Annotated in this window: 21 protein-coding genes; 10 read left to right on the forward strand and 11 right to left on the reverse strand. The window is 56.4% G+C overall.

Annotated features, from left to right (window positions below; translation table 11 throughout):
* Positions 1-205 (forward strand): hypothetical protein (locus tag AAFN47_RS22815; protein ID WP_499811573.1); only part of this gene is annotated, 205 nt, incomplete at its 5' end.
* A gap of 22 nt (positions 206-227) precedes the next feature.
* On the opposite strand, the gene AAFN47_RS22820 is transcribed toward AAFN47_RS22815, so the two are convergent.
* The 4 genes from AAFN47_RS22820 to AAFN47_RS22835 form a co-directional block, all read right to left on the reverse strand.
* Positions 228-971 carry an alpha/beta fold hydrolase gene (locus tag AAFN47_RS22820; protein ID WP_499811574.1) on the reverse strand — a complete coding sequence of 248 codons (744 nt, stop codon included), beginning with the start codon at positions 969-971 and terminating at the stop codon, positions 228-230.
* 96 nt (positions 972-1,067) lie between these two features.
* The gene (locus AAFN47_RS22825; protein WP_499811575.1) at positions 1,068-2,096 is read right to left on the reverse strand and encodes a helix-turn-helix domain-containing protein; all 1,029 of its coding nucleotides are present in this window, start codon (positions 2,094-2,096) and stop codon (positions 1,068-1,070) included.
* 463 nt (positions 2,097-2,559) lie between these two features.
* Positions 2,560-2,982: a nucleoside-diphosphate kinase gene (gene ndk, locus AAFN47_RS22830; protein ID WP_499811576.1), complete on the reverse strand. Its 423-nt coding sequence runs from the start codon at positions 2,980-2,982 to the stop codon at positions 2,560-2,562.
* A 92-nt stretch (positions 2,983-3,074) separates the two neighbouring features.
* Positions 3,075-3,767, reverse strand: coding sequence for a glutathione S-transferase family protein (locus AAFN47_RS22835; protein ID WP_499811577.1), 693 nt, complete (start codon positions 3,765-3,767; stop codon positions 3,075-3,077).
* Positions 3,768-3,909: 142 nt separating this feature from the next.
* Between AAFN47_RS22835 and AAFN47_RS22840 the strand changes: the two genes are divergently transcribed.
* On the forward strand, positions 3,910-4,422 hold the full coding sequence (locus AAFN47_RS22840; protein WP_499811578.1) for a DinB family protein: 513 nt from the start codon (positions 3,910-3,912) through the stop codon (positions 4,420-4,422).
* Positions 4,423-4,462: 40 nt separating this feature from the next.
* Positions 4,463-6,346 (forward strand): ABC-F family ATP-binding cassette domain-containing protein, encoded by a 1,884-nt coding sequence (locus AAFN47_RS22845; RefSeq protein WP_499811579.1) that lies wholly within the window; start codon positions 4,463-4,465, stop codon positions 6,344-6,346.
* A gap of 13 nt (positions 6,347-6,359) precedes the next feature.
* Here AAFN47_RS22845 and AAFN47_RS22850 read toward each other — a convergent pair whose 3' ends face one another.
* Entirely contained in the window at positions 6,360-9,059 is a 2,700-nt protein-coding gene (locus AAFN47_RS22850; protein WP_499811580.1) for a DUF2339 domain-containing protein, read from the reverse strand.
* 41 nt (positions 9,060-9,100) lie between these two features.
* Positions 9,101-9,694, reverse strand: coding sequence for a 2-hydroxychromene-2-carboxylate isomerase (locus AAFN47_RS22855; RefSeq protein ID WP_499811581.1), 594 nt, complete (start codon positions 9,692-9,694; stop codon positions 9,101-9,103).
* Between the two features lie 314 nt (positions 9,695-10,008).
* Between AAFN47_RS22855 and AAFN47_RS22860 the strand changes: the two genes are divergently transcribed.
* Entirely contained in the window at positions 10,009-11,403 is a 1,395-nt protein-coding gene (locus AAFN47_RS22860) for a L,D-transpeptidase family protein (protein WP_499811582.1), read from the forward strand.
* Positions 11,404-11,419: 16 nt separating this feature from the next.
* Here the strand turns inward: AAFN47_RS22860 and AAFN47_RS22865 are convergent, their stop codons facing one another.
* Both AAFN47_RS22865 and AAFN47_RS22870 read right to left on the reverse strand, forming a co-directional pair.
* Entirely contained in the window at positions 11,420-11,869 is a 450-nt protein-coding gene (locus tag AAFN47_RS22865; RefSeq protein WP_499811583.1) for a DNA polymerase III subunit chi, read from the reverse strand.
* 5 nt (positions 11,870-11,874) lie between these two features.
* On the reverse strand, positions 11,875-13,368 hold the full coding sequence (locus AAFN47_RS22870) for a leucyl aminopeptidase (RefSeq protein WP_499811584.1): 1,494 nt from the start codon (positions 13,366-13,368) through the stop codon (positions 11,875-11,877).
* Positions 13,369-13,676: 308 nt separating this feature from the next.
* Here AAFN47_RS22870 and lptF point away from each other — a divergent pair, with 308 nt between their 5' ends.
* The 6 genes from lptF to rsmA all read left to right on the forward strand — a co-directional run bounded on the left by lptF (position 13,677) and on the right by rsmA (position 21,385).
* Entirely contained in the window at positions 13,677-14,888 is a 1,212-nt protein-coding gene (gene lptF / locus AAFN47_RS22875; protein ID WP_499811585.1) for an LPS export ABC transporter permease LptF, read from the forward strand.
* On the forward strand, positions 14,885-15,970 hold the full coding sequence (gene lptG, locus AAFN47_RS22880; protein ID WP_499811586.1) for an LPS export ABC transporter permease LptG: 1,086 nt from the start codon (positions 14,885-14,887) through the stop codon (positions 15,968-15,970). The genes lptF and lptG overlap by 4 nt, the downstream gene beginning before the upstream one ends.
* Positions 15,971-16,227: 257 nt before the next feature.
* Entirely contained in the window at positions 16,228-18,363 is a 2,136-nt protein-coding gene (locus tag AAFN47_RS22885; protein ID WP_499811676.1) for an LPS-assembly protein LptD, read from the forward strand.
* A gap of 162 nt (positions 18,364-18,525) precedes the next feature.
* A complete protein-coding gene (locus AAFN47_RS22890) occupies positions 18,526-19,473 on the forward strand; it encodes a SurA N-terminal domain-containing protein (RefSeq protein ID WP_499811587.1) in 948 nt (315 codons plus the stop codon).
* A gap of 39 nt (positions 19,474-19,512) precedes the next feature.
* The gene (pdxA, locus tag AAFN47_RS22895) at positions 19,513-20,547 is read left to right on the forward strand and encodes a 4-hydroxythreonine-4-phosphate dehydrogenase PdxA (RefSeq protein ID WP_499811588.1); all 1,035 of its coding nucleotides are present in this window, start codon (positions 19,513-19,515) and stop codon (positions 20,545-20,547) included.
* A complete protein-coding gene (gene rsmA, locus AAFN47_RS22900; RefSeq protein WP_499811589.1) occupies positions 20,534-21,385 on the forward strand; it encodes a 16S rRNA (adenine(1518)-N(6)/adenine(1519)-N(6))-dimethyltransferase RsmA in 852 nt (283 codons plus the stop codon). Before pdxA ends, rsmA begins: the two co-directional genes overlap by 14 nt.
* Before the next feature lie 156 nt (positions 21,386-21,541).
* On the opposite strand, the gene AAFN47_RS22905 is transcribed toward rsmA, so the two are convergent.
* The 3 genes from AAFN47_RS22905 to AAFN47_RS22915 all read right to left on the reverse strand — a co-directional run bounded on the left by AAFN47_RS22905 (position 21,542) and on the right by AAFN47_RS22915 (position 24,088).
* On the reverse strand, positions 21,542-21,853 hold the full coding sequence (locus AAFN47_RS22905) for a hypothetical protein (RefSeq protein WP_499811590.1): 312 nt from the start codon (positions 21,851-21,853) through the stop codon (positions 21,542-21,544).
* A gap of 686 nt (positions 21,854-22,539) precedes the next feature.
* Positions 22,540-23,151, reverse strand: a complete 612-nt coding sequence (gene gmk, locus AAFN47_RS22910; RefSeq protein ID WP_499811677.1) for a guanylate kinase — start codon at positions 23,149-23,151, stop codon at positions 22,540-22,542.
* A 49-nt stretch (positions 23,152-23,200) separates the two neighbouring features.
* The gene (locus tag AAFN47_RS22915) at positions 23,201-24,088 is read right to left on the reverse strand and encodes a YicC/YloC family endoribonuclease (RefSeq protein WP_499811591.1); all 888 of its coding nucleotides are present in this window, start codon (positions 24,086-24,088) and stop codon (positions 23,201-23,203) included.
* Between the last annotated feature and the right edge of the window lie 234 nt (positions 24,089-24,322).

The following is a 24,322-nucleotide window of genomic DNA, read 5'->3' on the forward strand; positions in this document are numbered from 1 at the left end:
ACACGCCGGCGAAGGTCACTGGAAAGTGCATGGGTCATCGAATCATCTCCTCGACCCAAAGAATCACACCGCCGGCACAATTGGAAGCATCCCTGATTCACTCAAAGCACACGATGCTCTAATTGCCGCTTCGAGCAGTTCTTCGGCAGAAACCTCTCCGGCCTTGACGAGTTTTGCCAGCGCTGTGGCGTCACGGCGCGCGTAATCCCGGTCCGAAATCATCGGTGTCAGGGTCTGCCAGCAGCAACCAGCGCATTGGCCAGAGCTTCCGGATTGGAATACATCACCTCGTGACTGCCCGGAAGCTGAACCAGGCGGCAGGGCGCAACCTCCTGGTACATCCGCGGAAAGAAGCCCCATTCCCCAACCGGGAACACCACATCTTCGGTCGGATTGACGTAGCTTGTGGGAATTTGCAAGGTCTCGAACATCTTCAATTCTATTGGTTCGACAATCGGCGCAAAGGGCTCCGGGTAGAGCTCGTCAAATGCAGCTTTTGCGGTCGCCTCGTCCGCGTCGCCGATAAAGCCGTCTCGCCAGACCGGCCAAGGTGGAAAGACTGTATTATCCTGCGATTGAGCAGCCATTTCCTTAAACAGAGCGCCATAGTCGGGCGGGACCGCCGCGAGAATTGGTTCGCCGTTGCCGGCGAGCAGCGGCGAAATATAGACGAGACGCGCAATCCGGTCGTGGAGTTTTTCCGCCGCCTTTCGAACAACCGCTCCGCCGGCGCTATGACCGACCAGCACGAAACCCGACAGGCCTGCCATAGTCACCGCATCGACCAAACTGTCGACGCAGTCCTTAAAGGTGATTTTGGATGAACTCCCTTCTCCACGCCCCGGCAGCGTCGGCGCCAGAGTGGAATGTCCGAGCGCGTGGAGTTGCTTTTCGACGTGCCGCCACGATCTGCCGTCATGCCAGGATCCGTGCACCAGCACGAATGTGATCTTGTCGTGATTGTCGGTCATTGAGTTCCGTCCCAAACCTGATTTGTCGATAAAATCAAACGTGTCAGGAAGGGAGGCACTTGTCTTAGGTCGGCGTCACTGCTTGTTATTTGATCGTCACGATTCCGACTCGAGCGACCGGCGAAGCGCCCGCGCGGAGATCCGGTAGCGTTTCTTGAATGCAGCGGAGAAACTCGGAAGATGGTTATATCCCACATCTTCGGCAATGTGACTGACTGGCAATTCAGTTTCCTTCAACAACCGCCACGCGGTTTCCAGCCGGCGTTCGGCTATGTACTCGCTCATCGAGCAGCCGTGCATGTCCCGAAACCCATAGGTGAGCTTGTTTCGGTTTACGGCGATACGCCGTGCAAGCTCTGATACTGACGGCGGACTCGCGAATTGTCGATCGAGTATCTCGCGGGCCTGCGTTATGCGCTTCCGGTCTTGTTTACCCAGTCGAACCTCTGTCCTTTCGACATCAGGGTGCGCGGCCGACAGCGCGCTGACGAGGAGTTCTTCGGTCTTTGCCTTTGCGTAGAGCAGCCTGAGTGAGCCGCCATGACGCATCGACAACATGTCGGCGACTGCGCGAAGCGCGTCGCTCCCCATCTCGCAGCGATGGAAGAAGAAGCCGTCTGATCCGCCTTGGGAAGCAGCATCCAAAAACCAGTTGCCAAGAACACCGGTAATTTTGCCTAGATAATGGCGCTGGATCGAAATCGTAATACAGACAGAGCGGGCGTTCCCGTGAATATAGTGTCCGCAATCGACCCCGTCTGGCTGGTGAAAAACCCGCAGTTCTTGACCACGCAGCTCAAACCGCCCGAGATCGTCGAAATCGAACGAGGCACAGGCGTCGAGGCAGAAATTAAACCGAATCCAGCCTTCGCCTGCATATTTGACGAAACCGTCCTGCTGCCAGAAGCAATCGCTCACGATAATGCTGAAATCTGGATCGAATTCGAAGAACTCAATCGTTCCCCGGCCGGCCGGCTGATCAAATGAAAGTCTGAGCGACTCGTCGGAGTCGCCATCAACATGGGATCCCGCCAGCAGACTGGACCGTAACGCCAATCCGTTAGCGGCTAAGCTGATAGCTTCGTTCAGAGGATTAAGTGTTTGCAAGCCAGCGTCTCTCGTCATCTCGTTAATTGATAACCTTCGACTGCCGGCAATTGCAAGTCGATCATTGATTGTCCGCAGGTGCTTTGCGGATCGCGTCTTGAGCCACTCAGGGCCTGTGCATCAGTTGTGAGCAGCCAATAGGTAGCTCTTGAAGTTCCTCCTTTCCGGAATGATGTCTTCAACTTCCCGTAGCCGACTTTCTCATCGACGACATGGCCAACGATGAACGGATCAAATGAGGCGCATCGACTTCGCTAGTACTGTCAGCCGTCAATGGAAAGAAGCGGTCAGCGCCGGAAAGCAACAATCACGACTTTGCTCTCAAATGCAGGACCGCCGATCTCTGCACCCCTGGCCTGAAACGAACCATCAAATCCCGGTATCAAGCTACCGGAGCAATGTGCCGAAATTCAAAATTTGTTAAGAAAAACCACCTGACCGAGGTCAGGCGGTGATTCATCATTTCGGAGCAAGCGGTTGATTAACCGACGATTTCAGTGCCCGAGAACCAGTATGAGATCTCTTCTGCGGCGGTTTCCGGCGCATCCGAGCCGTGGACAGAATTTTCGCCGATCGACAGGGCGTAGGTTTTACGGATCGTGCCTTCGGCGGCGTCCGCCGGATTGGTCGCACCCATGACTTCGCGGTTCTTGGCAATCGCGTTTTCGCCTTCCAGAACCTGAACGATCGTCGGACCCGAAGACATGAATTCGGTCAGTTCACCAAAGAAGGGGCGCTCCTTGTGCACGGCGTAGAAGCCTTCGGCTTCGCGCAGGCTCATCCAGACACGCTTGGAGGCTACGACGCGAAGACCCGCCTCTTCGAGCATCTTTGTTATCGCACCGGTGAGGTTGCGCGTTGTCGCGTCGGGTTTGATCATCGAAAATGTGCGTTCGATCGCCATGTCGTTTCCTTGCAAATGTTGGCTGAGATTTGCGCGCTCTATAGCGGCGCGCCGGCGACAAGACAAGGCCCAGTGCGCTTGCACGACCGAATTCAGGCGGCTGCGGGCACAGACCTTCCGAGACCGTCATAAAGATCGAGCAGCGATTCAAACCAATCGTGAACAGGATCATCCGGATCCAGCATCTTGACCGGCGAGCAGATGCGCGACCACTGGAATGCGCCAAAGACGATGTAGTCGCAAAAAAGCGGGCTTTCACCGCCAATAAAAGGCTGGCGATTCAGCATGAAACGCAAGGGATCAAGTCGACTCTTCAGGCTATCGAAGCGCTCCTGAGTCGCCTGTCTGCAATCTTCGAGCGACATGCCAAAACGCGCTTCCCTGCTGTGCCTGAAATAGGTCTGGTCTTCCGGCGACAGCATCTGGTGTATCTCTTGCACAATATGCCCGATGATCACGGCGTTGATCTGTGTCGCGGCCCATGCCTCGATGAAGCGCGCCATGGACTTGCCGCCCTCGCCGCGGAACAGCGATGGCCGGTCAGGATAGGCTTCATCCAGATAAAGCGCGATGTCGAAGGAATCGACGACAACACGTTCCCCGTCGCGGATGATCGGAACTGTCTTTCCGGCCCCACTCTCGACCTTTGGAACGTCGGTGAACGGCACCGCCTCGCGACGATATTCCAGCCCCTTGTGAGCCAGAGACATAAGCGTCTTCCAGCAGTGCGGGCTGAATGGCCGGGATGCGTCACCGCCAACAAGTTCGTACACTATGATCGTCATCGGGTCCTCCTGATTGAGCGGTCATGGCATTCTGCCGTTTTTCGATGTCATTTCAATTCACGTCGCAATGCCGTCTTTGCAGCCATTCGCGGTTGCGGTATGAGTGCGGCCAAATACGAAGACAACAATGGAACGCGCGGACATGAAAGAACATTTTGAAATGTTTGCAGCCTACAACAGGTGGGCGAACGATCGCATCTGCGCGGCCGTCGACGGCGTGTCGGACGAAGACTATGTCCGCGATTGCGGCGCATTCTTCAAATCCCTTCACGGGACTTTGAACCACATGATCGTGGCCGATCGAATCTGGTTGCGTCGCTTTACGGGGGAAGGAGAAGCGTCAAACAGTCTCGATGCAATTCTGTTTGATGATTTCGGCACGCTTCGACAAGCCCGTATCCTGGAAGACAGACGCATCATCTCATGGATCGGTTTGCTGGATGAAGAAACGCTTGAAGGCGAATTCACCTACACACCGGTAACGAACCCGGTTGAGGTGACGCAGCGGTTAGCACCTACTCTTGCGCATTTCTTCAATCACCAGACCCATCACCGGGGACACTTGCACATGATCCTCTCGGTGCTCGGTCATGAACCGCCTCCGCTTGATCTCATCTATTACCAGCGAACCGAGGAAGGCGCGCGCTTCTCGTAGTCGCGATCCCGCCCGTCCGCGCTAAAAATTCGATACCGCAATGCTGACAATTACCGACCTGTCCGTACGCATAGCTGGCCGACTGTTGATCGACCAGGCCTCCGTAACGCTGCCCACCGGCTCGAAAGCCGGACTGGTGGGCCGCAATGGCACGGGGAAGTCCACCCTCTTCCGCGTCATATCCGGCGACCTCGCCTCGGAAACAGGCTCGGTTTCCATTCCGAAAAACTGCCGGATCGGCCAGGTGGCCCAGGAAGCGCCAGGGACGGAACAGCCACTCATCGAGATCGTGCTGAGTGCAGACACGGAACGGCTTGCGCTGATGCGCGAGGCAGAAACGGCGACGGACCCGCACCGGATCGCCGAAATTCATACGCGGCTGGTCGATATCGACGCCCATTCAGCGGAAGCACGAGCCGCCAGCATTCTCGCCGGCCTCGGTTTCGACGAAGCGGCGCAACAAAGACCCGCTTCCAGTTTTTCTGGCGGCTGGCGAATGCGCGTTGCGCTTGCATCGGTGCTTTTCGCAGAGCCCGACCTCCTGCTGCTCGATGAGCCGACGAACTATCTGGACCTCGAGGGAACCCTGTGGTTGGAAGATTATGTCCGGCGATATCCGCATACGGTGCTGATCATCAGCCATGACCGGGACCTGCTCAACAATGCCGTGAACTCCATCGTCCATCTGGAGCAGAAGAAGCTCGTCTTTTACCGCGGACCTTACGACCAGTTCGAGCGTCAGCGCGCCGAAGCTCGTGAGTTGCAGACGAAGATGCGGGCGAAGGTTGAGACAAAACGCAAGCACATGGAGTCTTTCGTCGAGCGTTTCCGCTACAAGGCGTCGAAGGCCAGGCAGGCGCAATCGCGTCTGAAGGCGCTGGAACGAATGGGAACTGTCGCAGCCGTCATTGAGGAGCATACTCAGGGGTTCAGCTTTCCGAAGCCAGACAAACAGGCGTCGTCTCCGATCGTTCTCCTGGAACGGGCGTCGGTCGGCTACGAGACAGGGAAACCGATACTGGCCGGCCTTGATCTGCGAATCGATCATGACGACCGCATCGCCCTTCTTGGCGCCAACGGCAACGGCAAATCCACATTTGCAAAGCTGATTTCCGGTCGTCTGGACCTCGACACGGGCTCCATGGTGCGCGCGCCCAACCTGAAAGTCGGTTACTTCGCGCAGCATCAACTCGACGATCTTGTGCCGTCGGAAAGCGCGGTCGATCATGTCCGCGCCCGGATGCCGGACGCGCCGGAAGCGAAGGTGCGCGCCCGGGTTTCGCAGATGGGGCTTTCAACGGAGAAGATGGGAACGGTGGCTCGCGACCTGTCTGGAGGCGAAAAGGCGCGTCTGCTCATGGGGCTCGCCGCCTTCAATCATCCAAATCTCATTATTCTCGATGAACCGACCAACCATCTGGATATCGACAGCCGCACGGCTCTTGTCGAAGCGCTGAACGACTATGACGGCGCGGTCATTGTGATTTCGCACGACCGCCATTTGCTCGAAGCGACGGTGGACCGATTATGGCTGGTCAATCACGGAACGGTGCGCCCCTATGAAGGCGACCTCGACGACTACCGGACCCTGATCCTCAAAGGTGAGAAGACAGATACCGACCCGGAGATTTCCGACCCTGGCTTGTCCAAATCGAATCAGCGCAAGGCTGCGGCGGATCGCCGGAAGCAGTTGGCGCCGTTGCGAAGAAAAATCAAGGAAATCGAATCCTTGACCGAAAGACTTGAGATCCAGATTCAGAAACTCGACGCCGAACTTGCAGACCCGACGATCTATGACCGTTCGCCAGGACTCGCAGCCGACAAAGCGCGCGAGCGCAATCAGGCGCAGCGCAGCCTTTCCAGCGCGGAGGAAGAATGGCTGGAGCTCTCAGCCGAGTATGACGAAGCCATTGCCGCCGAATGACCGCAACGCCACTCTATTCGGCCTGCCGCAATAGGCGCTGATAGACAAGGCCGATGCCCACGAGCACGACGCCCAGGCCAATGAATGACAGGGCCCGCAGGAATCCTGTCAGGGCCGCCATATCGAACAGGAACACTTTCGCGATAACAGCGACGATGATGAACCCGGAGATGATGCGCAGATAGCGCACGCCCGTAGCGAGCCCGGCAAGCAACGTGACGATACCGATGAGCAGCCAGGCGGCGGAGTACACATACAACTCTGCGTCGCCAGTCTCTCCCACCGTGAGCCGGCCCGGATGGAAGCCGTGTCGGATCGCCAGAGAAATCCACGCGAAGAAAAGCACTCCAGACAGGGCGACTGCTGATCTGCTGTAATAGGGATGACGTCGACCAAGACTGAAGAAGCCCAACGCTCCGTACAGAAGCGCCGTCAGCAGATAGGCGAACAGCAGCACATTAAAGAACAGACTCTGGCCGATCCATTCACCCGTAATCAGCGGATTGTAGACAAAGAGCAGCCCCAGACCGGCGATCGCCATGCCAATGCCGCCCAGGATTTCCGACAGACGCTGCAGGGTGATGCTCGCAGACGTGCGCGGCAGGCGTAGCAGCGCCAACGCCATGCCGCCGCCAATCACCGCGAGCATAGCGGCTTCGGCGAGTGTATCGATTGCTGTGAAAAGGCTGTCCGGATCGATCGCATGCAGCCCAAGTAGCGCCAGCGTCACGGTGACAGCGAGCGTAGCGATCGCCTCCATGATTTCGAGCCAGACATCGCGACCGCGAAGCTCCATAAGATAGGCTGTCGCAACAAAGCCGGCCGCCGGCGCGCCGTAGCCGAGCAACAGCCAGTTGAAGACCGGTGTCGCGCCAAGATCATCTCCCACGATCGCCGGATCCCAGGCGACCCGCGCCGCCCACAACGCCGCCGCCAGAATTGAGACCACCCGCAACGAAACCAGCGGATAACGGACATAGACGACAACGACAACCAGCGCCATCAGACCAAGCGCAACCGTTAGCGCCCCGCGATCGAGCATCATGCACAGACCGAGCGTGAAGGCGGAGAGAGAGGCTATGAGCCAAACCGCGATCGCCCCGTCGCGTCCAAGCGCTTCCGCAAGCAATCGGCGCTTTAGAATGTCAGCTAGCCCGAAGAGCGCGACGCTTAGCACGATTGCAAGCAGGCCGAAGCGGAAGGAAATCTGCAGGGCTTCCATCCGCGCATACGCGACTGCGACAACGAGAACCGGAAGAAATGCTCCACCGATGGCGACGGGTATTCTCGCCGTCGAAACCAGAGAGCCGCGCATACCCAGAAGGACGGCAAGCACCCCCAGCCCTGCTCCGAGAAAGGCGTATGTGGACAAGAGTTTCTGCTGGAAACCCGGCAGCATATCAAGCGCCGGCGCGGCGTCCGGCGCCTGTGGCAGACGCCATTCTGTCAGACTTTCAAGCGCAATGTCCCAACCGCTATATCCGAGAGCCACGATAACAACCGCTACCGGCGCGACGTAGCGTGAGGCAGTCCATTCTTGCGCCACCAATAACGGCGCGCCAAGCATGAGGACAAGTATCACCACATTGAGCGTATCGGTATGGTCCGGCGTCAGGCCAAGCAACGGCAACAATGCAAGGGACAGGAGCGGCCACGCCGCATGATCGGGGTCGGTAACCGCGTCGACGGATCGATCATAAAGGCTGACAACAAATACAAAGCAGATGATCGTCCAGGAAATGACGGCGTAGGCGGCGACGACCGCCCGATAACCGTCCTCCGCAGAAAACAGCAGAACCATGCCCCAGAACACCATGCCGAGCGCAGCGACGATCGCCATCCAGAGCCAGAATTTCAGGCGGGCGACGCCAAACGCCGAGATCGAGACCGCCAGCGCATAGGCGGCCAGTCCGATCGTGCTTGGGTTGTCGGTCGCGACCAGGAAAGGAACCAGAAAACTTGCGAGAATGCCAAACCCCGCCAGCAGTGGACCGTGCAGCAAGGCGGCCGCCATGGTCAGCAGAGTGACGATCGTCAGGCCAGCGAACGCGATGAAGGGGGACAGAAAACCGTACAACGCATAGGCCGCAAAGATGGTCGCGAAGGCGGTGAGCGTTCCGACCGCTGTCAGGATTGAAGGAATGTTGGCTGATTCAAATCGGGAAAAAGACCACTGATTGCCAGCCCGACGTGTCCACTCGCCTGCTCCCACCATGGCGATGGCGAACAATGCTCCAAAGAGCACTCGGGCGCCGGGTCCCAAAAGCCCCTGCTCTATCGAGTATCGTACGAGGAAGACGCCGCCGAGCGCCAAGGCAACTCCGCCGATCCAAACGGCCCATTTCGCTCCGAAAGTTTCTTCGAAGTTCCTGTCTGGCTTCGTCTCCAGCGTGGCAGACGCTGCGGCGGGCGGTTTCTCAGGCTCCGATTCCTCCGCCGAACGAACGCTGGCCTCCTGAGGCTGGGGGATGAATTCCTCCGGCTCGGGCGCCAAGGCATCGTTGGTTTGGCTATCGGATGGCGGCTTGGCCGTTTTTTCTGCCGCAACCCTGGCCAAGGCGCTTTGTCCAACATCAGGCAGCGCGCCAAACTGAGCTTTGAATGCGTCGAACTCGCGCCGCAAAGTCCGCATGCGGAAGAAGGCGACTGTACCGAGTATCGGACCGATCAGGACAAATGCGAGAACGATGATAATTGGTACGACATAATCCATCGGTCATTACCCTTTCAACGTTCCGCGAGCCTTGTGCGACGTTATCTTGCGGCGGCTTCCACGACCCAGTCGAGACGATCCTGCCCCCAGTGCATCTCGCCATCGACAAAGAAAGTCGGCGCTCCGAAGGCTCCGCGCTCTGCTGCTTCCTCGGTATTTGTCCGCAATTCGTCTTTGACCGCCTGGCCTTGCGCCAGGTTGGCGATTTCCTGGGCCGGAAGGTCGCCCTTCTCCATAAGCTCCATGACGACTTCGGGACGTCCGAGGTCGCCGCCCTCCGCCCAAGAAGCATCGAACATCACGTCCATGTAGGGTTTCACGTAACCCGGATTGAGTTTTTCAGCTGCAATCACACCGCGTAGGGCCAGAATTGTATTGAGCGGAAAGGCCGGATTGACGGAAAACGGTATGCCAAATTTCTCGGCCGTCCGACTGAGATCTTCGAACATCCAGCGCCCCTTGGCCGGGACATGAGCGGGCGTGGTGTTGCCTACAGCCTTGAATAGACCGCCGAGCAGCATCGGTTTCCACACTATGTGTCCGCCCGTTTTCTCCAGCATTGCCGGAAGTCGTTTATAGGCCACATAGGACGCGCTGCTTACGAAGTCGTAAAAGAACTCAACCGGCTTGCTCATTATGATTTGCCTCCCCTGTAACAAGCGCCTGCGATAGGCGTTCGGACAGGTTTATGGAATGTTTGAAGGCAAAGCAATGCGAAGATAACCGCAGAAACAAGACCTAAACGACCGAGAAGCATAAGCTTACAAGAAACCTCAATTCACGCGAAATTGAGATAGATATGGCGTAAGTTATTCCTGTTATTCGCTTGATTTACTGAAAACTAATGCAACTATTCTAAAGAGGTTATGTTCGGCCTTGCAAAGACGGGGTAATACGCGCCGGTCGAGGTAGTTGTTTTGGTGGATGCGGTTTTTTGTAGGGGGTTGCCGTGAGAATTGATTATATTGTCCGAGGCGTCGTGCTCGCACCAGTCGCAGGAATGATGGCGTGTCTTTCCGTTGGTGTTCACGAATCTTGGGCGAATGCTCGCTCGGGAACCGAAAAAGATGTCATCGAATGGTCTCATCCCGACAATCGTTCCGAAGAACCTATCCTGTTGATCGTTTCGTTGGACAAGCAGACGATCAGGGTCTTCTCGGGCGACAAGCTTGTGAAAACCTCGAACGTCTCTTCCGGAAAAGACGGTCACCGCACACCTACGGGCGTATTCAGCATTCTGGAAAAACGCCGTCATCACAAGTCGAACATCTACAGCCAGGCGCCAATGCCCTACATGCAGCGCCTGACATGGTCCGGCGTCGCGCTTCACGAGTCTGACAGCGTTCCCGATCAGCCAGCGTCGCATGGCTGCGTGCGCCTGCCGGAAGAATTTGCACGTCAGCTCTTCGGATACACAGATATTGGAGCGCATGTCATTATCGTAGGTGAAGAGAAATCACCGTTTGCAATCACGCACGACAATCTGTTCTATCCGCCCGTCGAACCGGCGGCCGAGGTTGCTGGAGATCCGCAGGAAAAAGCGAAAATGTCCTCGGTGGTCGAACAGGCTTCCCTTGTAATGGTCAGTTCAGAGTCCACTGCGAATTCCGAGTCCGACGTTGGCTCGGAATATTCGCTGAGATCCGGCGTAGACGTCAAGGATCCCGTAGAGGCGGCGAAAAAGGAACCGGAATTCGCGCAGGAAGCCACCGATCCTGTGCGCATTCTCATCTCGCGGCGAACCGGGCGCGAACTCGTTCGCGACATCCAGGTGATGCTCAATGAACTGGGCTTCAATGCGGGAAAAGAAGACGGCTGGATGGGGCCTGCAACCAGTCGCGCCATAATCCGCTTCGAAAAGAGCCTGGATCTCGATCCAACCGGAACGCTTTCCATGGATCTCGCCAGAAAACTGCACGAAGCTTCGGGCCGCGGCCCCTTCAAGAGCGGCCATATCTATGTTCGCCGCAACTTCAAATCAGTGTTCGACGCCCCGGTCGACATCTCCGAACCGGAAAAACCGTTGGGCGCGCATTTTCTGTCCGCCCTTGCCGAAACACCGGGCGAAGACAGGATTTACTGGCAAAGCCTCTCGTTGCCTGACCAGCCGCAAGCGTCGATTCTGTCCGAGATCGTCTTTTCCGAGGATGGCAGAACAGCCGTATCGTCGGATATCGCGGAAGCGCTCGACCGTATCGAGATGCCACCGGCGATTCGCGAACGGATCAACGGCATGATCGTCGCCGGCTCGTCGCTGGCGATATCCGATGAGGGTCTCAGCCGCGAAACGACAGACCGGGGCACGGACTTTATCCTGGTGACGCGTCCACCGGAAGCGGAGTGAATCGAGAGGCCGCCGCTCAGGCTTTGCGCTCCCAGCGCCTGTCAGGAGTTTGCTGCCAGTAGGTCTGTTCGTGGCCGGCGCCCTTCAACTGCTTCCATTGCCCGCGAGCAGCCTCCAGTTGTTCCTGATCATGGCCATCAAACATGAAAACGGCGCGGTCGTAGGATACGAGATCCGGCGGTTCCGCGCCGTCGACCAGAAACCGCACGCTCGCATTATTGGCGTTGGACTGGCTGCTGCATAGAAGCACAGGCTGCATATCCGCGTGATCGGCTGTTTCAATGCCATGCGGCAAAAAACTGTCGTCTCGCCAGGTCCAGAGGAGTTGGTCGAGCGCGTCCCGCCTTTCATCCGAGCCCGTCTGAACGACAACGCGCCAACCGCGCCCGAGACTCTTCTCGAGCAACGGCGGCAGGGCTTCCTCCAGGCGGGACTCCGTCAGATGATAGAAAAGCAGTTCCGCCAAATGTTCTAGCTTTCGTAATTGGCTCTTACGAGCTCATCCAGAAGCCGCACGCCATAGCCCGATCCCCAGGAGCGGTTGATCTCCGTATTGGGCGATCCCATGGCGGTGCCGGCGACATCAAGATGAGCCCAGGGAACATCGTTGACAAAACGTTGAAGGAACTGCGCGGCGGTAATCGCTCCTGCCGAGCGTCCTCCGGTGTTCTTCATGTCGGCAAACTTGGAATCGATGAGTTTGTCGTAGTCGGGGCCGAGCGGCATGCGCCAGACACGCTCCTCCGTCGACAAACCTGCCTGCGTCAACCGCTCGCTCAATTCGTCGTTGTTAGAGAACAGACCTGCATGATGGTGGCCGAGCGCCACAATGACGGCGCCGGTCAAGGTCGCGAGATTGATCATGAATTCCGGCTTGAAGCGATCCTGACAGTACCACAGCGCGTCGCACAGGACGAGCCGGCCTTCGGCGTCCGTATTGATGATTTCGATGGTCTGGCCGGACATCGACGTAACGATGTCGCCTGGTCTTTGCGCGTTGCCATCCGGCATGTTCTCGACCAGTCCGAGAATGCCGATCGCATTGGTTGTCGCCTTGCGCGCGGCAAGCGCATGCATCAGACCGATCACGGCTGCGGCGCCGCCCATGTCGCCCTTCATGTCCTCCATGCCGGCGCCGGGTTTGAGTGAAATACCGCCCGTATCGAACACAACGCCCTTGCCGATAAAGGCGATGGGTCTTTGCTTTTCCTTGCCGCCCTTCCACTGCATGATTGCAAGCCGCGGCGGACGAACGGAGCCTTGGGCGACGCCGAGCAGCGCAGCCATGCCAAGCTTTTTCATTTCCTTTTCGGTGAGGATTTCGACCTCGACGCCGAGTTCCGCCAACGCCGCTGCCTTATCCGCGAATTCGACCGGTCCAAGGATATTTGGCGGCTCGTTGACCAGGTTTCTGGCAAGCGCGACTCCCTGTTCGATCGCCTTGAGGTCTTCAAAGGCTCTTTTTGCGACGGAAGCGGCCTGCGTGACGATCGTCACCGAATATTTTTTCGGCGACTTGTCTTTGCCCTTGCCCTTCTTGCGTGTCTTGTAGACGTCGAAATTGTAGGCGCGAAGCAACATGCCCATGGCCATTTTCGCCACGACCTCGCCCGAAATGTCCATATCCGGCAAGTCGGTGTAGACCGTCACCTTCTCGCTGTTCCTGAACTGGGCAAACGCTACGCCGCCCAGCTTCAGCCAATCGTGACTCTCCACCTTTCCCGGATCTCCAATTCCAAGGAGGCAGAAACGGTCGGCTTTGCTGGCTTCCGGCGCCATAACCTCCAGCGTCGCCAGGGGCTTGCTCTCATAGGCGGAGATGGCTATCGCCTTCTTCGAAACGTCGGCCGGATCCACGTCGCTGGCGTTTGTGACAAGTCCGCCCCCTTTTGCACAGAGCATAATCGCCAGTCCGCCATTGAGCTTTGCCGATTTCGAGAAGCTGATATTCACTTGCTTGGTCATAATTTCTCCAATGATGGTTCGCTCATGAATATATTCCGAACCACGTAGACCGCAACGAGCGCCAGGGTCGATTTGTCATGTTGTTGACGTTTTCACAGACAATAAGCAACGTTCGGGCGCCCGACCGTGTCACAAAGGCGCCACACAGGCGCCAATTCCGTGTGCACAATTGCATGAAATACAAGAAAACCGGAGTTTTGGGCTTAACCATTTGTTTACTATGTGTATTGGTCGCTCATTAGGTATAGTTCCCTATAGTGGCGATGATCTGAGAAGAGAGAAACGGCGGGACCCGGAAGCCGGACTGCATGAATCTGATTGAACGCTATATATTTCGCAGGGTCCTACTGCTGACGGTCGCCACCCTCCTCGTCACTACGGCGATCGCGATGATCACGCAGGTTCTGATCCACGTGAACCTTATGAGTTCGACCGGTCAGTCGCTAATGACCTTCCTTCGGCTTGCAGGTTTGCTGATTCCGTCCATGCTCGTGGTGGTCACGCCGTTCGCATTGATGCTCGGCGCTTCGCAGACTCTCAGCACAATGAATGGCGACTCGGAACTACCGGTGATCGAGGCGTCCGGCGGCTCCAGGATGCTGACTGCCAAACCGATCCTGATTCTGGCCATGCTGATGTCTCTGGCATCACTCGCGACCAGCCTCTATGCCGAGCCTTGGGCCAACCGCAATCTCAGGAACCTTCTGGTGGAGGCGCGGACCGATCTGCTCTCGGTCGCTGTCCAGTCGGGCATTTTTCACAAGCTGCAGAACAACCTATACGTCCATGTGGCCGACAAGCTCGCCGGCGGGTCGCTTGGCGGTATCTTTCTCTCCGACGAGAGAGATCCGGCGACAGAACTGGTCTACTACGCGAAATACGGCGCCTTCATTGAAAGCGAAGGCAAGAACTTCCTGGTGATGTCGGACGGTGAACTGCACAGGAAAATCAAGGCCGACGGCAACGTGTCAGTCATCAAGTTCGCCACGTACGCCTTTGATCTCAGTCTGATCGGTGACAGTCAGTCCAGCGCCGCCTTCTACTATCCCAAGGAACAGACCACGGCGTATCTGTTCAATCCCGATCCCAACGACGCGATTTATCAGAGAAGGCCGCAGAACTATTATTCGGAAATAAACAGACGGTTCTCCGAATGGCTCTATCCGGTTCTGTTCGCCCTGATCACGATCTATTTTCTCGGTAAGGCGCATTCCCACAGAAGCGAACAGATCTGGAGCATGATCTTCGCCGCGGCGATCGGCTTCTTCCTGCGTGGATTGGGTTATTTTGTCACCGACAAATCCGGCAGGGAAGTCATCTACATGATTCTTTGCTACGCGATTCCGGCGGGCGGCATCGTTGCTTTCGGATCCCTTATCCTGACCAACATAACCTTTCGCACACCGCAGTTCCTTATCGACGGCGCGACCAGCCTTGCAGCATTTGCGATGCGGACCGCGCGTCCCCTGCTCCTCCGGTTTCGGCTAATCGACAGCTATGGCGGGAGGCGCGCGTCATGATGGGCCTCACGCTCTGGCGTTATCTCTTTCGACGCTATCTTGTCGTAACCGGCTGGTTCGTTCTTGGAATGGTCGCTTTGATCTTCCTCGTCGATTTCACTGAATTCGCAAGCCGCATTTCCGGGCATGAGAACTACACCATTGGTCTGGGCATCAAGCTTTCGATACTGAGGCTGCCCGGAATCATCCAGGTCACGGCGCCGTTCGTCATTCTTTTCTCTGCAATGACACTGCTTCTGATGCTCAATCGACGCTACGAACTGGTCGTCGCCCGCTCGACCGGCGTATCAGCCTGGCAGTTTCTGTCGCCGCTTTGCGTGGCGAGCCTGCTGATCGGCGTATTTCTGATCACCGCAATCAACCCGCTTTCCGCAAGGGCCCTTGCCATCGTGCACGGGTACGAGGTTTCCCTCGGCATGCAGCGTGGGACAGTCGGCGAAATCGAACGTACGCCGTGGCTGCGTCAGCGCACCAATGAGGGCGTAACGATCATCGGAGCCGAAACCATTGCAGACCGCGGTCTGTTGCTGGGTGGCGCAAAGTTCATCCGATTCAACGAGGCAGGCGATATCATCGAGAGACTGGACGCCGAGACTGCTGAACTCCAGGATGGTCAATGGGTCCTGTCCAACGTCAAACGCGTCGCAGGTCCGGGACCTGCGGAAATCAAGAGCGCCGTAATCCAAACCAATCTCAATCCAAGAGCCGTGGAAGAATCACTTGCCGCGCCTGAGGCTGTTTCTTTCTTCGAACTGCCCGACAAAATAGAAGTGGCGCGCTCATTTGGCCTGGGCGCGAATGCATTCGCCATGCAGTATCAATCCCTGCTTGCGTTGCCGTTACTTCTCGTTGCAATGACTCTGATTGCCGCAACCGTTTCTCTCAAATTTATACGGTTCGGACAATCAGTCGGGATCATTTTGGCTGGCATCTTGGCCGGGTTTCTGCTTTATGTCGTATCTGTTCTGGCGAAAGCTTTCGGAACGGCGGGGACAGTGCCACCTTTTGTTGCAGCATGGCTGCCTGTTATCGTTGCGATGGCGCTTGGAGTAACAGTACTTCTCCACAAGGAGGATGGGTAGTGGATTTGTCGAGAAGCCGCGAAAAGAAGAGTACGCGTATCGTCGGCTTGGTTACCGCACTGTCCGCTGTTCTGGCGGGTTCGGTCGCAATACCTCCAGCTATCGCGCAGAGCACACCCAATTCCGGCTCCGATATCAACATCAATGTGTCTCCCGACGCCCGTCTTATCCTGACGGCCAATGAACTCGTCTACGACTATGACAATCAGATCATTACCGCTTCGGGCAACGTCCAGATCGACTACGACAAATACAAGATGGTCGCCCGACGATTGGTCTACGACCAGAATTCCGGACGGCTGAAAGCCTATGGCGACATCGAACTGATCGAGCCGAGCGGCAATGTCATTTATGCGGAAGAACTCGACGTAACGGATGATTTCGCCGACGGGTTCGTAAACGCGCTGCGGATCGAAACTCCCGACGACACCTATATCGTGGCGGATAGCGCCCAGAGAATCGGCGGCGATCAGGCCATTTTCAACAACGGCGTTTATACCGCCTGCGAGGTCTGCGAGGATAAACCGAAAAGCAACAAGGCGCCGTTGTGGCAGGTCAAGGCGCGGCGGGTAATCCAGAACGGCGACACCCAGACGATTACCCTTCAGCACGCTCGCTTCGAACTGTTCGGAATGCCCATCGCCTATATTCCGACCCTTCAGGTGCCCGACCATACTGTGGAGCGCAAATCCGGTTTCTTGACGCCTGATTTCGTTGTCAGTGACGAACTCGGGGTCGGGCTGACCGTGCCGTATTTCCTGGTGACAGGGCCCCGCAGCGACATAACTTTTCAGGTCACTGGCTATACCAGGCAGGGTTTCCTCGGTCAGGCGGAATTCCGCAGGCAATTCGACAATGGCGCACATGTGCTAACGACCGCCGGAATTTATCAGCTCGACAGCAGCGCCTTCGAGGAGGGAACAGTCGACGCCGAGAATGACGCACGTGGTATGATCGCCTCCAAGGGTGACTTCCGAATCAATCCGCGATGGATCTTCGGATGGGATGTCATGCTCCAAAGCGACAACAGCTTTTCGAACACCTACGGCATCGAAGGCTACCGGAACCGCACTGTCCCTTCCAATATCTACCTGACGGGGCTGGAAGGCAGGAATTTCTTTGACTTGCAAGCCTTCTATTACGATGTGCAGTCAATTAATCCGCAGAACATGGCGGAAGAACAGCAGCCAATCGTCCACCCCTCGCTGGACTACAACAAGACGTTCGATCAGCCGGTGGCCGGAGGCGAACTCAGTTTCGACGCCAATATCCTTAGTCTGACCCGCCGCGAAGCGGAAGAATATCCGTTCTTTGACGCCTATCGCGGCGTAAAGGGAACAAACACGCGCCTGACTGCCGAACTTGATTGGCGCCGGACGTTTTACACCGATGTAGGACTCCTGTTGACGCCCATCTTCGGCCTACGCGGCGACGTCAACTATCTCGACGTAGACCGCCCATTGACCTACCCGGGACCATTCGTCGACGCTGACAGCGTCGGTCGCTACATGGCGACCGCGGGTCTTGAGGCGCGGTACCCAATATTGTTTTCGACTGAGAACAGCTCCCATATTGTTGAGCCAATTGCCCAAATCTTCGTCAGACCCGATGAGCAATATGCCGGCGGATTGCCGAACGAAGATGCACAAAGCTTCATCTTCGACGCCACAAACCTTTTCGAACAGGACAAATTCTCCGGGTATGACCGGATCGAGGGCGGAACCAGGGCCAATCTTGGAATTCGCTATACGGGCACATTCGACAACGGTATGTCCCTCAGGGGCGTGTTCGGTCAATCCTTCCAACTTGCCGGGCTGAATTCCTTTGCGACCGACGACCTGGTCAATGTCGGCGCTTCTTCCGGTCTCGAAACCGCACGCTCCGATTATGTCGGCGGCATAGGGCTAGATCTGCCAAACGGTCTGACCTTCACCACCCAAGGACGTTTTGACGAAGCCGATTTCAGCTTGCAGCGCGTCGACTTGGGCGGATCATATTCAGGACGCAACTTCAGCACCGCAATCTCGTACACGTCGGTCGTCCCGCAGCCCGGTTACGGCACGGATTCCTATCGACATGAATTCAAAGGAGCGGCGTCTGTGCGGTTCGCAGAATACTGGCGAGCATTCGGCGCCATCGAGTGGGATCTCGAAAACGACATCATCACCAACAATACTTGGGGCTTCGGTTACGACGACGAATGCACGGCCATATCGCTGGCCTATACGCAGACGCGTGACGAGAACGAGGCTGTGGATTGGAGCATCGGCGTCAGAATCAGCCTTAGAACGCTGGGTGACTTCAAAGTTGGCCGAAGCGAAGATGTCGGTTATGACAGCAAACTGTGGGACAACAACGACAACGGTTCTTCACCGTTCACCACGGTCTACTGACGAAAGAAATCGCAAAACCGACAAGCCAGACCACGCCACTGGGCGTTGGAAGTGTGCATATTGGTGCTTTAAAGGTCTTTATTGTGCCAAAACGATGTGCAATTGACACATAATATCGGTTTACGCGTACACTACCACACGAGATTGAACAGGAAACGGACAATGACAATCGGTCTCAAAAGGGAGATATCAGCCGGAGGAATTCGCCTGGCGCTGACAATTGTCGTGCTTGCGGCGTCGCTCTTCTATGGCGGAACCGCAATCGCCAACAAGATCGCAATCGTGGTGAATGACAGGGTCATTACGACGCTTGACCTGCAACGCCGATCAAAGCTGCTGCAATTACAGAGGCAAAAAGGCAACTTGAAGGAAAAAGCCAAGGAGCAGATGATCGAACAGGCGCTCAAATTGAGCGAAGCCGATCGACTTGGTTATAGCGCCAGCGACACGCAGGTGAACGCAGCATTCACACGTTTCGCCAAGGGCAACAAGATGTCCGACAAGCAGATGGAAAAGGCGCTCGACCAGTCCGGCGTCGGAGCGGACCACTTCAAGGAATTTATCAAGACCCAAATGACATGGCCCAAGTTGGTCGAGGCGAGATTCGCCACTTCCGGTGGTCGTATGTCGACGGAAGAACTGGTCAAAAACATGCTCGAGCGCGGCGGTGAAAAACCCACCACAACCGAATATATCCTACAACAGGTCATTTTTGTTGTTCCGCAATCCAAGCGCAGCGCCATCCTGAACCGGCGGAAGAAAGAGGCTTCCAGTATGCGCAGCCGGTTTGTGGGGTGCGATTCGAGCCACGAATTCGCCAAGGGCTTACTCGATGTTTCCGTGCGCGACCTTGGGCGCATCATGCAGCCGGAATTGCCGAAGAACTGGAAAACTGCAGTCGAAAAGACTCCGGAAGGCGGCACGACACCAGTTCAGGTGACGGAACAGGGCGTGGAATTCCTCGCCGTGTGCCGCGCGAGGCAGGTGTCAGATGACCTTGCCGCCGAAATGGTGTTTCGCAGTGAGAAGCAGGATAGTGACGAAAGCAACGCCAACAGCGAGAAGTTCCTGAAGGAGTTGCAGGAAAAAGCGCGCATATCCTATCACTGAGCGGTGACCCGACGACCCCATTCTATCGGGTGAGGATTGATGAACGCGATGTCCCTGCCCCTTGTCGTTACGATGGGCGATCCAGCCGGGATCGGACCCGATATTACGATTGATCTATGGCGTCGACGCGCAGAGCTTAACTTGCCGCCCTTTGCCGTTCTCGGCTCCGCCGAGTTGTTGGCGGAGCGCGCAAAACAATTGAATGCGAAAATTGCAGTCGCCGAGATAAACCAAGCCTCCGACGCCCTGTCGCAAGCCGAAACTTTGCCGGTTCTACCGCTTGAAAATAGGGTTTCGGCGAAACCCGGCAAACCGGACAGAAACAATGCCGACGCCATTCTGGAGGCAATCCGGCGCGCCGTCGATCTAACCATGTCGGGCAAGGCCGCGGCCGTTGTCACCAACCCAATAGCCAAAGCCATCCTGTACGACGCCGGATTCGGATTTCCGGGCCATACAGAGTTCCTGGCGGAACTTGCCAAGCAGCGTACGGACGAAGCGCATATGCCGGTGATGATGCTAGCCGGCCCGGACCTGAATGTCGTACCGGTGACAGTTCATATCCCGCTACGAAAAGTGCCAGAGCAATTGACGACAGATCTCATCGTCGAAACAGGCCTGACAACTTCGTGCGATCTGGAATCCCGCTTCGGAATTTCCAAACCGCGCATCGCCGTCGCCGGTCTCAATCCACATGCAGGTGAATCCGGATCATTCGGATCTGAGGATCTTGCGATCATCGCGCCGGCAATAGCGGAAATGCGCGCCCAGGGCGTGAACGCTTTCGGCCCCCTTCCCGCTGACACCATGTTTCATGCAGAGGCGCGGCGCGACTATGACGCTGCGCTCTGCATGTATCATGATCAGGCGCTTATTCCGGCCAAAGCGCTGGCGTTCAACGATACCGTAAATACGACGTTGGGGCTGCCGTTCATCCGAACCTCGCCTGATCACGGAACGGCGTTCGACATTGCGGGCTCCGGCAAGGCGCATTCGGGAAGCCTCCTTGCCGCCTTAAGACTCGCCGCCCGTATGGCCGCGCACCAGCGAAAGCAGCGTCATGCCGGTGATTGACGATCTGCCGCCGCTGCGCGACGTCATAGCGCGTCACGGGCTCGACGCGCGCAAATCGCTCGGTCAGAACTTTCTGCTCGATCTTAATCTGACGGCGAAAATCGCCCGAGCCGCCGGCCCACTTGAAGGCCGAACGGTAATTGAGGTTGGCCCTGGACCAGGCGGCCTGACGCGCGCCTTGCTTGCCGAAGGCGCCGACCGCGTGATCGCGATCGAAAGAGACGGCCGCTGTCTTCCGGCGCTTGCCGAGATTTCTAATCACTATCCCGGCCGACTGCGCGTGATTGAGGGTGATGCGCTGGAGTTTCGGCCGTTGGACCTCGATGACTGCAAGGTAAAGATCGTCGCGAACCTGCCATACAATATCGGCACTCGCCTGCTTATCGACTGGATAACCGCTGAGCCCTGGCCGCCATATTATGAATCGTTGACGCTGATGTTTCAGCGCGAAGTGGCGCAGCGTATCATCGCCGAAGCCGGCGCAAGCGCCTATGGCAGGCTGTCAGTGCTCGCCGGCTGGCGTTGTGATACCCGTCTGCTTTTCGACGTCCCCGCACAAGCTTTTACGCCGCCACCGAAAGTCACATCTTCCATAGTCCAGCTTCACCCAAGGCACAAACTGCTGCAATGCGATGTCTCTGCGCTGGAACGGGTAACGCAGGCCGCTTTCGGTCAGCGACGCAAGATGTTGCGGCAAAGCCTGAAAGCGCTTGGCGGAGAGACGCTTCTTGCGCAAACCGGCATTGACCCGCAACGGAGGGCTGAAACCCTCTCCGTGGAGGAATTCTGCACTCTCGCGTCTGTCATAAATCAGGTTCGCGAAGCCCACCCTTCATGAACTTGTAAAGCATTCTGATAAGATACAGCATCTTCTCTGTAATATTAATCGACAAACGACAATAATTCTTCAGACATATCGGGAATCAATTTCTCATAACGGAAACCCCTATACAGGATCTTTCTTGTCATTTTCTTCTGATACAAGGGGACAATGCTAAATATCGAATTGGCTCATACGTCTTTTTGTTTTTTCCGCCAGCGATTTTCTTAAACCGAACCGTTGCATACGCGTTTGGTTGACTGGATCCCCTATCGTCAACTTCCGCTGGACTACATCACCGATCTCAGCGATCAAAAGGTCAATGCGGTGCAAGGGTAGAACGACGTCCACCAAGCGCTTGCCGTCAAGGTTCAGATATCGGGTTTGCATCTCGAAGTGAATTCGCTCCGGATCGCAGAATCCGTTCAATGTCTGCAGATAGTTACAGATCTTTTCGCATTCGCGGATGATTTCCTTGCTGATCATAATCGCGAGTTCGGTTTCGGAGCACATTCTTTAATTTTGCGACAAAGCGGAGAAAATCCGTTCCCGTGGATTACGCACCAGTGAATGCTTTGTATTGCTCAATCTTCAAGAACTTCTTGGCGAAATGTTCCCTTAAAGTTTCCAGAGGAATGTGTGCGTAACCGAGCCTTCCCGCAGCGGGAGGCTCACGTATGCCCATGAAAGTAAAATCTGTCTGATTATAACTCCTGATGAAATGTTTAGCGATGCTACCGCCGCATTTGGGCACAAATGCGAAATCGTACGTGTCACTGATCATCATTTTTTATTCTTTTCCCGGAATCTTTTTGGACAGCATTTCGCTGGACGCTTGGGTGTCAGGTCATCTCGCGTTCTGTTCCGCGCAGGCGCGCATGATGCGCGACCTTGTCCTCTCGTCGATGAAATTGCGATGTCGGACGTAGTATGGCGGAACGATCCTGATGAGCCCGCAACATAGATCAACAACGTATCCGGCGTTGATCAGCAAATATCTGGAAGTTTCTCGCAGGCGGAAATTTGTAACTGAATATTTCCGGGCACGCTGAGTGGCATGAAGGCGATGTTCGCCATCATGCTCAAGTCCTTATTTTTACTGTTATAATCGAAATTGCTGCCGCACAGAATACTTGCAGGCGCTGGACGTTTCTCGCGCCAGACTGCAGAGTTCAGTCGGACTTTTCTTCAAGAAGCCCGGAGACGAAATCGAACAGTCCTGGCCGACGATCTCGGCGCAGACGTTCAGCCTGTACAATCGCCTTCACCGAGGAATAGGCCTGGTCGAGATCGTCATTGACGACGACGAAATCATAGTCCATCCAGTGACGAATTTCCTCGCATGCATTGGCGAGGCGTCGTTCGATTACGTCGTTCGTATCCTCGGCGCGCCTTTTCAGCCGCGAGCGCAACTCCGCCAGCGAGGGCGGCAATATGAAGATGGAGACGACATCAGCGGCCATCTTGTCCAGCAATTGTTGGGCGCCCTGCCAATCGATGTCGAAGAGCATGTCTCGGCCCGCGGCCAACGCTAATTCAGCCGGTTCCCGCGGAGTTCCGTAGAAGTTTCCGTGAACTTCCGCCCATTCGAGCAGCGCGTCCGTGTCCCGCATTCTCGCAAATTCCGACTCAGAGACAAAACGGTAATGGACGCCGTCTATCTCGCTGCCACGTCGCTGACGCGTGGTAACGCTGATAGACAGCTTCAGATCGGCATCGTGTTCGAGAAGGGTGCGGGCAATCGTCGATTTTCCAGCGCCGGAGGGGGAGGAAAGAACAAGCATCAATCCACGACGCTTGATACCTGTGCTGTTCCGATCGGTTGTCACAGCGCTACTCCAGATTCTGAATTTGCTCGCGAAACTGATCAATGATCACCTTCAGTTCCAGCCCGATCGCAGTGACAGACGCGGCGTTGGACTTGGAGCAGATCGTGTTGGCTTCGCGGTTGAACTCTTGCGCCAGGAAATCGAGCTTGCGCCCTACAGGTCCTGTCTCCTCCAGCAGGCGCCTGCAGGCCTCGACATGGGCGTAAAGCCGGTCAATCTCCTCACGAAGATCAGCCTTCGATGCAAGCATCGCCGCTTCCTGGTGAATGCGGTTCATATCAAGTTCGGCGCCGCTATCCAGTAGAAGCTTCACCTGTTCCGCCAGCCTCTTGCCAATCGCCGTCGGAGTTCGCGACGGATCTTCGTCTACACGAACCGCAAGCGAATGAATTTCGGTGACCTTTGCTTCCACATAAGCGGCGATTTTCCCGCCCTCGGCAAGCCGCGCCGCCCGCAGATCGCTGATTGCAAGGTTCAGTCCCTTGAGGATTGCGCCCTGCTCCGCTGCGAGAGTTTCTGAATCGAGATCGGGTTCCCTGAGTTCGAGCACGCCTCGAATATTAAGCAGACCGTCCCAACGCGGCGGCGCAGCCTCTATCCTGTCGCCCAGGCTCTCCATCATCTGGACGATGGCGTCTAACGCTTCCTGATTGATGACGGCCTGGACAGCCTGACCTTCACGCGCGAGCGTCAACGTCGCCTGAATGTTCCCGCGCTGGAACCCGTTCTTCAACGCTTCGCGAACCATCGGCTCCAGCCGATCATAGCCAACTGGAAGGCGTATTCGGCAATCCAGCCCCTTACCATTGACGGACCGCACCTCCCAGGACCAGCGGAGCGTTCCACAGACGCCTTCCTGTCGGGCGAAGCCGGTCATCGATTGTATCGTCATGGCTCTACCAGTTATGCGGCGCTTTAAAGCCAGCGCCGGCGCCTGCATTCCGAATCGTTATTCTTTATTTCTCCGAGGCCACTTTACGAGGTTCGGGAGGCAAGCAACAGCTAAGCACCCCTTCGGCAGCGGCTAAAACCCCAGATTTCATAAAGAATTCCCACCACACGCAGAGCCGTTAAGAGCTAACCAAACGGGAACGACCGCAAGCGAAAATATCCTGCACGGCGTGAC

This window comes from Hoeflea sp. CAU 1731 (assembly GCF_039888615.1).
Lineage (GTDB): Bacteria > Pseudomonadota > Alphaproteobacteria > Rhizobiales > Rhizobiaceae > Flavimaribacter.

Coding starts and splice junctions, on each gene's coding strand:
- AAFN47_RS22820 (WP_499811574.1), bottom strand. CDS start 971: ATGACCGACAATCACGACAAGATCACATTCGTGCTGGTGCACGGATCC.
- AAFN47_RS22825 (WP_499811575.1), bottom strand. CDS start 2,096: ATGACGAGAGACGCTGGCTTGCAAACACTTAATCCTCTGAACGAAGCT.
- ndk (WP_499811576.1), bottom strand. CDS start 2,982: ATGGCGATCGAACGCACATTTTCGATGATCAAACCCGACGCGACAACG.
- AAFN47_RS22835 (WP_499811577.1), bottom strand. CDS start 3,767: ATGACGATCATAGTGTACGAACTTGTTGGCGGTGACGCATCCCGGCCA.
- AAFN47_RS22840 (WP_499811578.1), top strand. CDS start 3,910: ATGAAAGAACATTTTGAAATGTTTGCAGCCTACAACAGGTGGGCGAAC.
- AAFN47_RS22845 (WP_499811579.1), top strand. CDS start 4,463: ATGCTGACAATTACCGACCTGTCCGTACGCATAGCTGGCCGACTGTTG.
- AAFN47_RS22850 (WP_499811580.1), bottom strand. CDS start 9,059: ATGGATTATGTCGTACCAATTATCATCGTTCTCGCATTTGTCCTGATC.
- AAFN47_RS22855 (WP_499811581.1), bottom strand. CDS start 9,694: ATGAGCAAGCCGGTTGAGTTCTTTTACGACTTCGTAAGCAGCGCGTCC.
- AAFN47_RS22870 (WP_499811584.1), bottom strand. CDS start 13,368: ATGACCAAGCAAGTGAATATCAGCTTCTCGAAATCGGCAAAGCTCAAT.
- lptF (WP_499811585.1), top strand. CDS start 13,677: ATGAATCTGATTGAACGCTATATATTTCGCAGGGTCCTACTGCTGACG.
- lptG (WP_499811586.1), top strand. CDS start 14,885: ATGATGGGCCTCACGCTCTGGCGTTATCTCTTTCGACGCTATCTTGTC.
- AAFN47_RS22885 (WP_499811676.1), top strand. CDS start 16,228: ATGGTCGCCCGACGATTGGTCTACGACCAGAATTCCGGACGGCTGAAA.
- AAFN47_RS22890 (WP_499811587.1), top strand. CDS start 18,526: ATGACAATCGGTCTCAAAAGGGAGATATCAGCCGGAGGAATTCGCCTG.
- pdxA (WP_499811588.1), top strand. CDS start 19,513: ATGAACGCGATGTCCCTGCCCCTTGTCGTTACGATGGGCGATCCAGCC.
- rsmA (WP_499811589.1), top strand. CDS start 20,534: ATGCCGGTGATTGACGATCTGCCGCCGCTGCGCGACGTCATAGCGCGT.
- AAFN47_RS22905 (WP_499811590.1), bottom strand. CDS start 21,853: ATGATCAGCAAGGAAATCATCCGCGAATGCGAAAAGATCTGTAACTAT.
- gmk (WP_499811677.1), bottom strand. CDS start 23,151: ATGCTTGTTCTTTCCTCCCCCTCCGGCGCTGGAAAATCGACGATTGCC.
- AAFN47_RS22915 (WP_499811591.1), bottom strand. CDS start 24,088: ATGACGATACAATCGATGACCGGCTTCGCCCGACAGGAAGGCGTCTGT.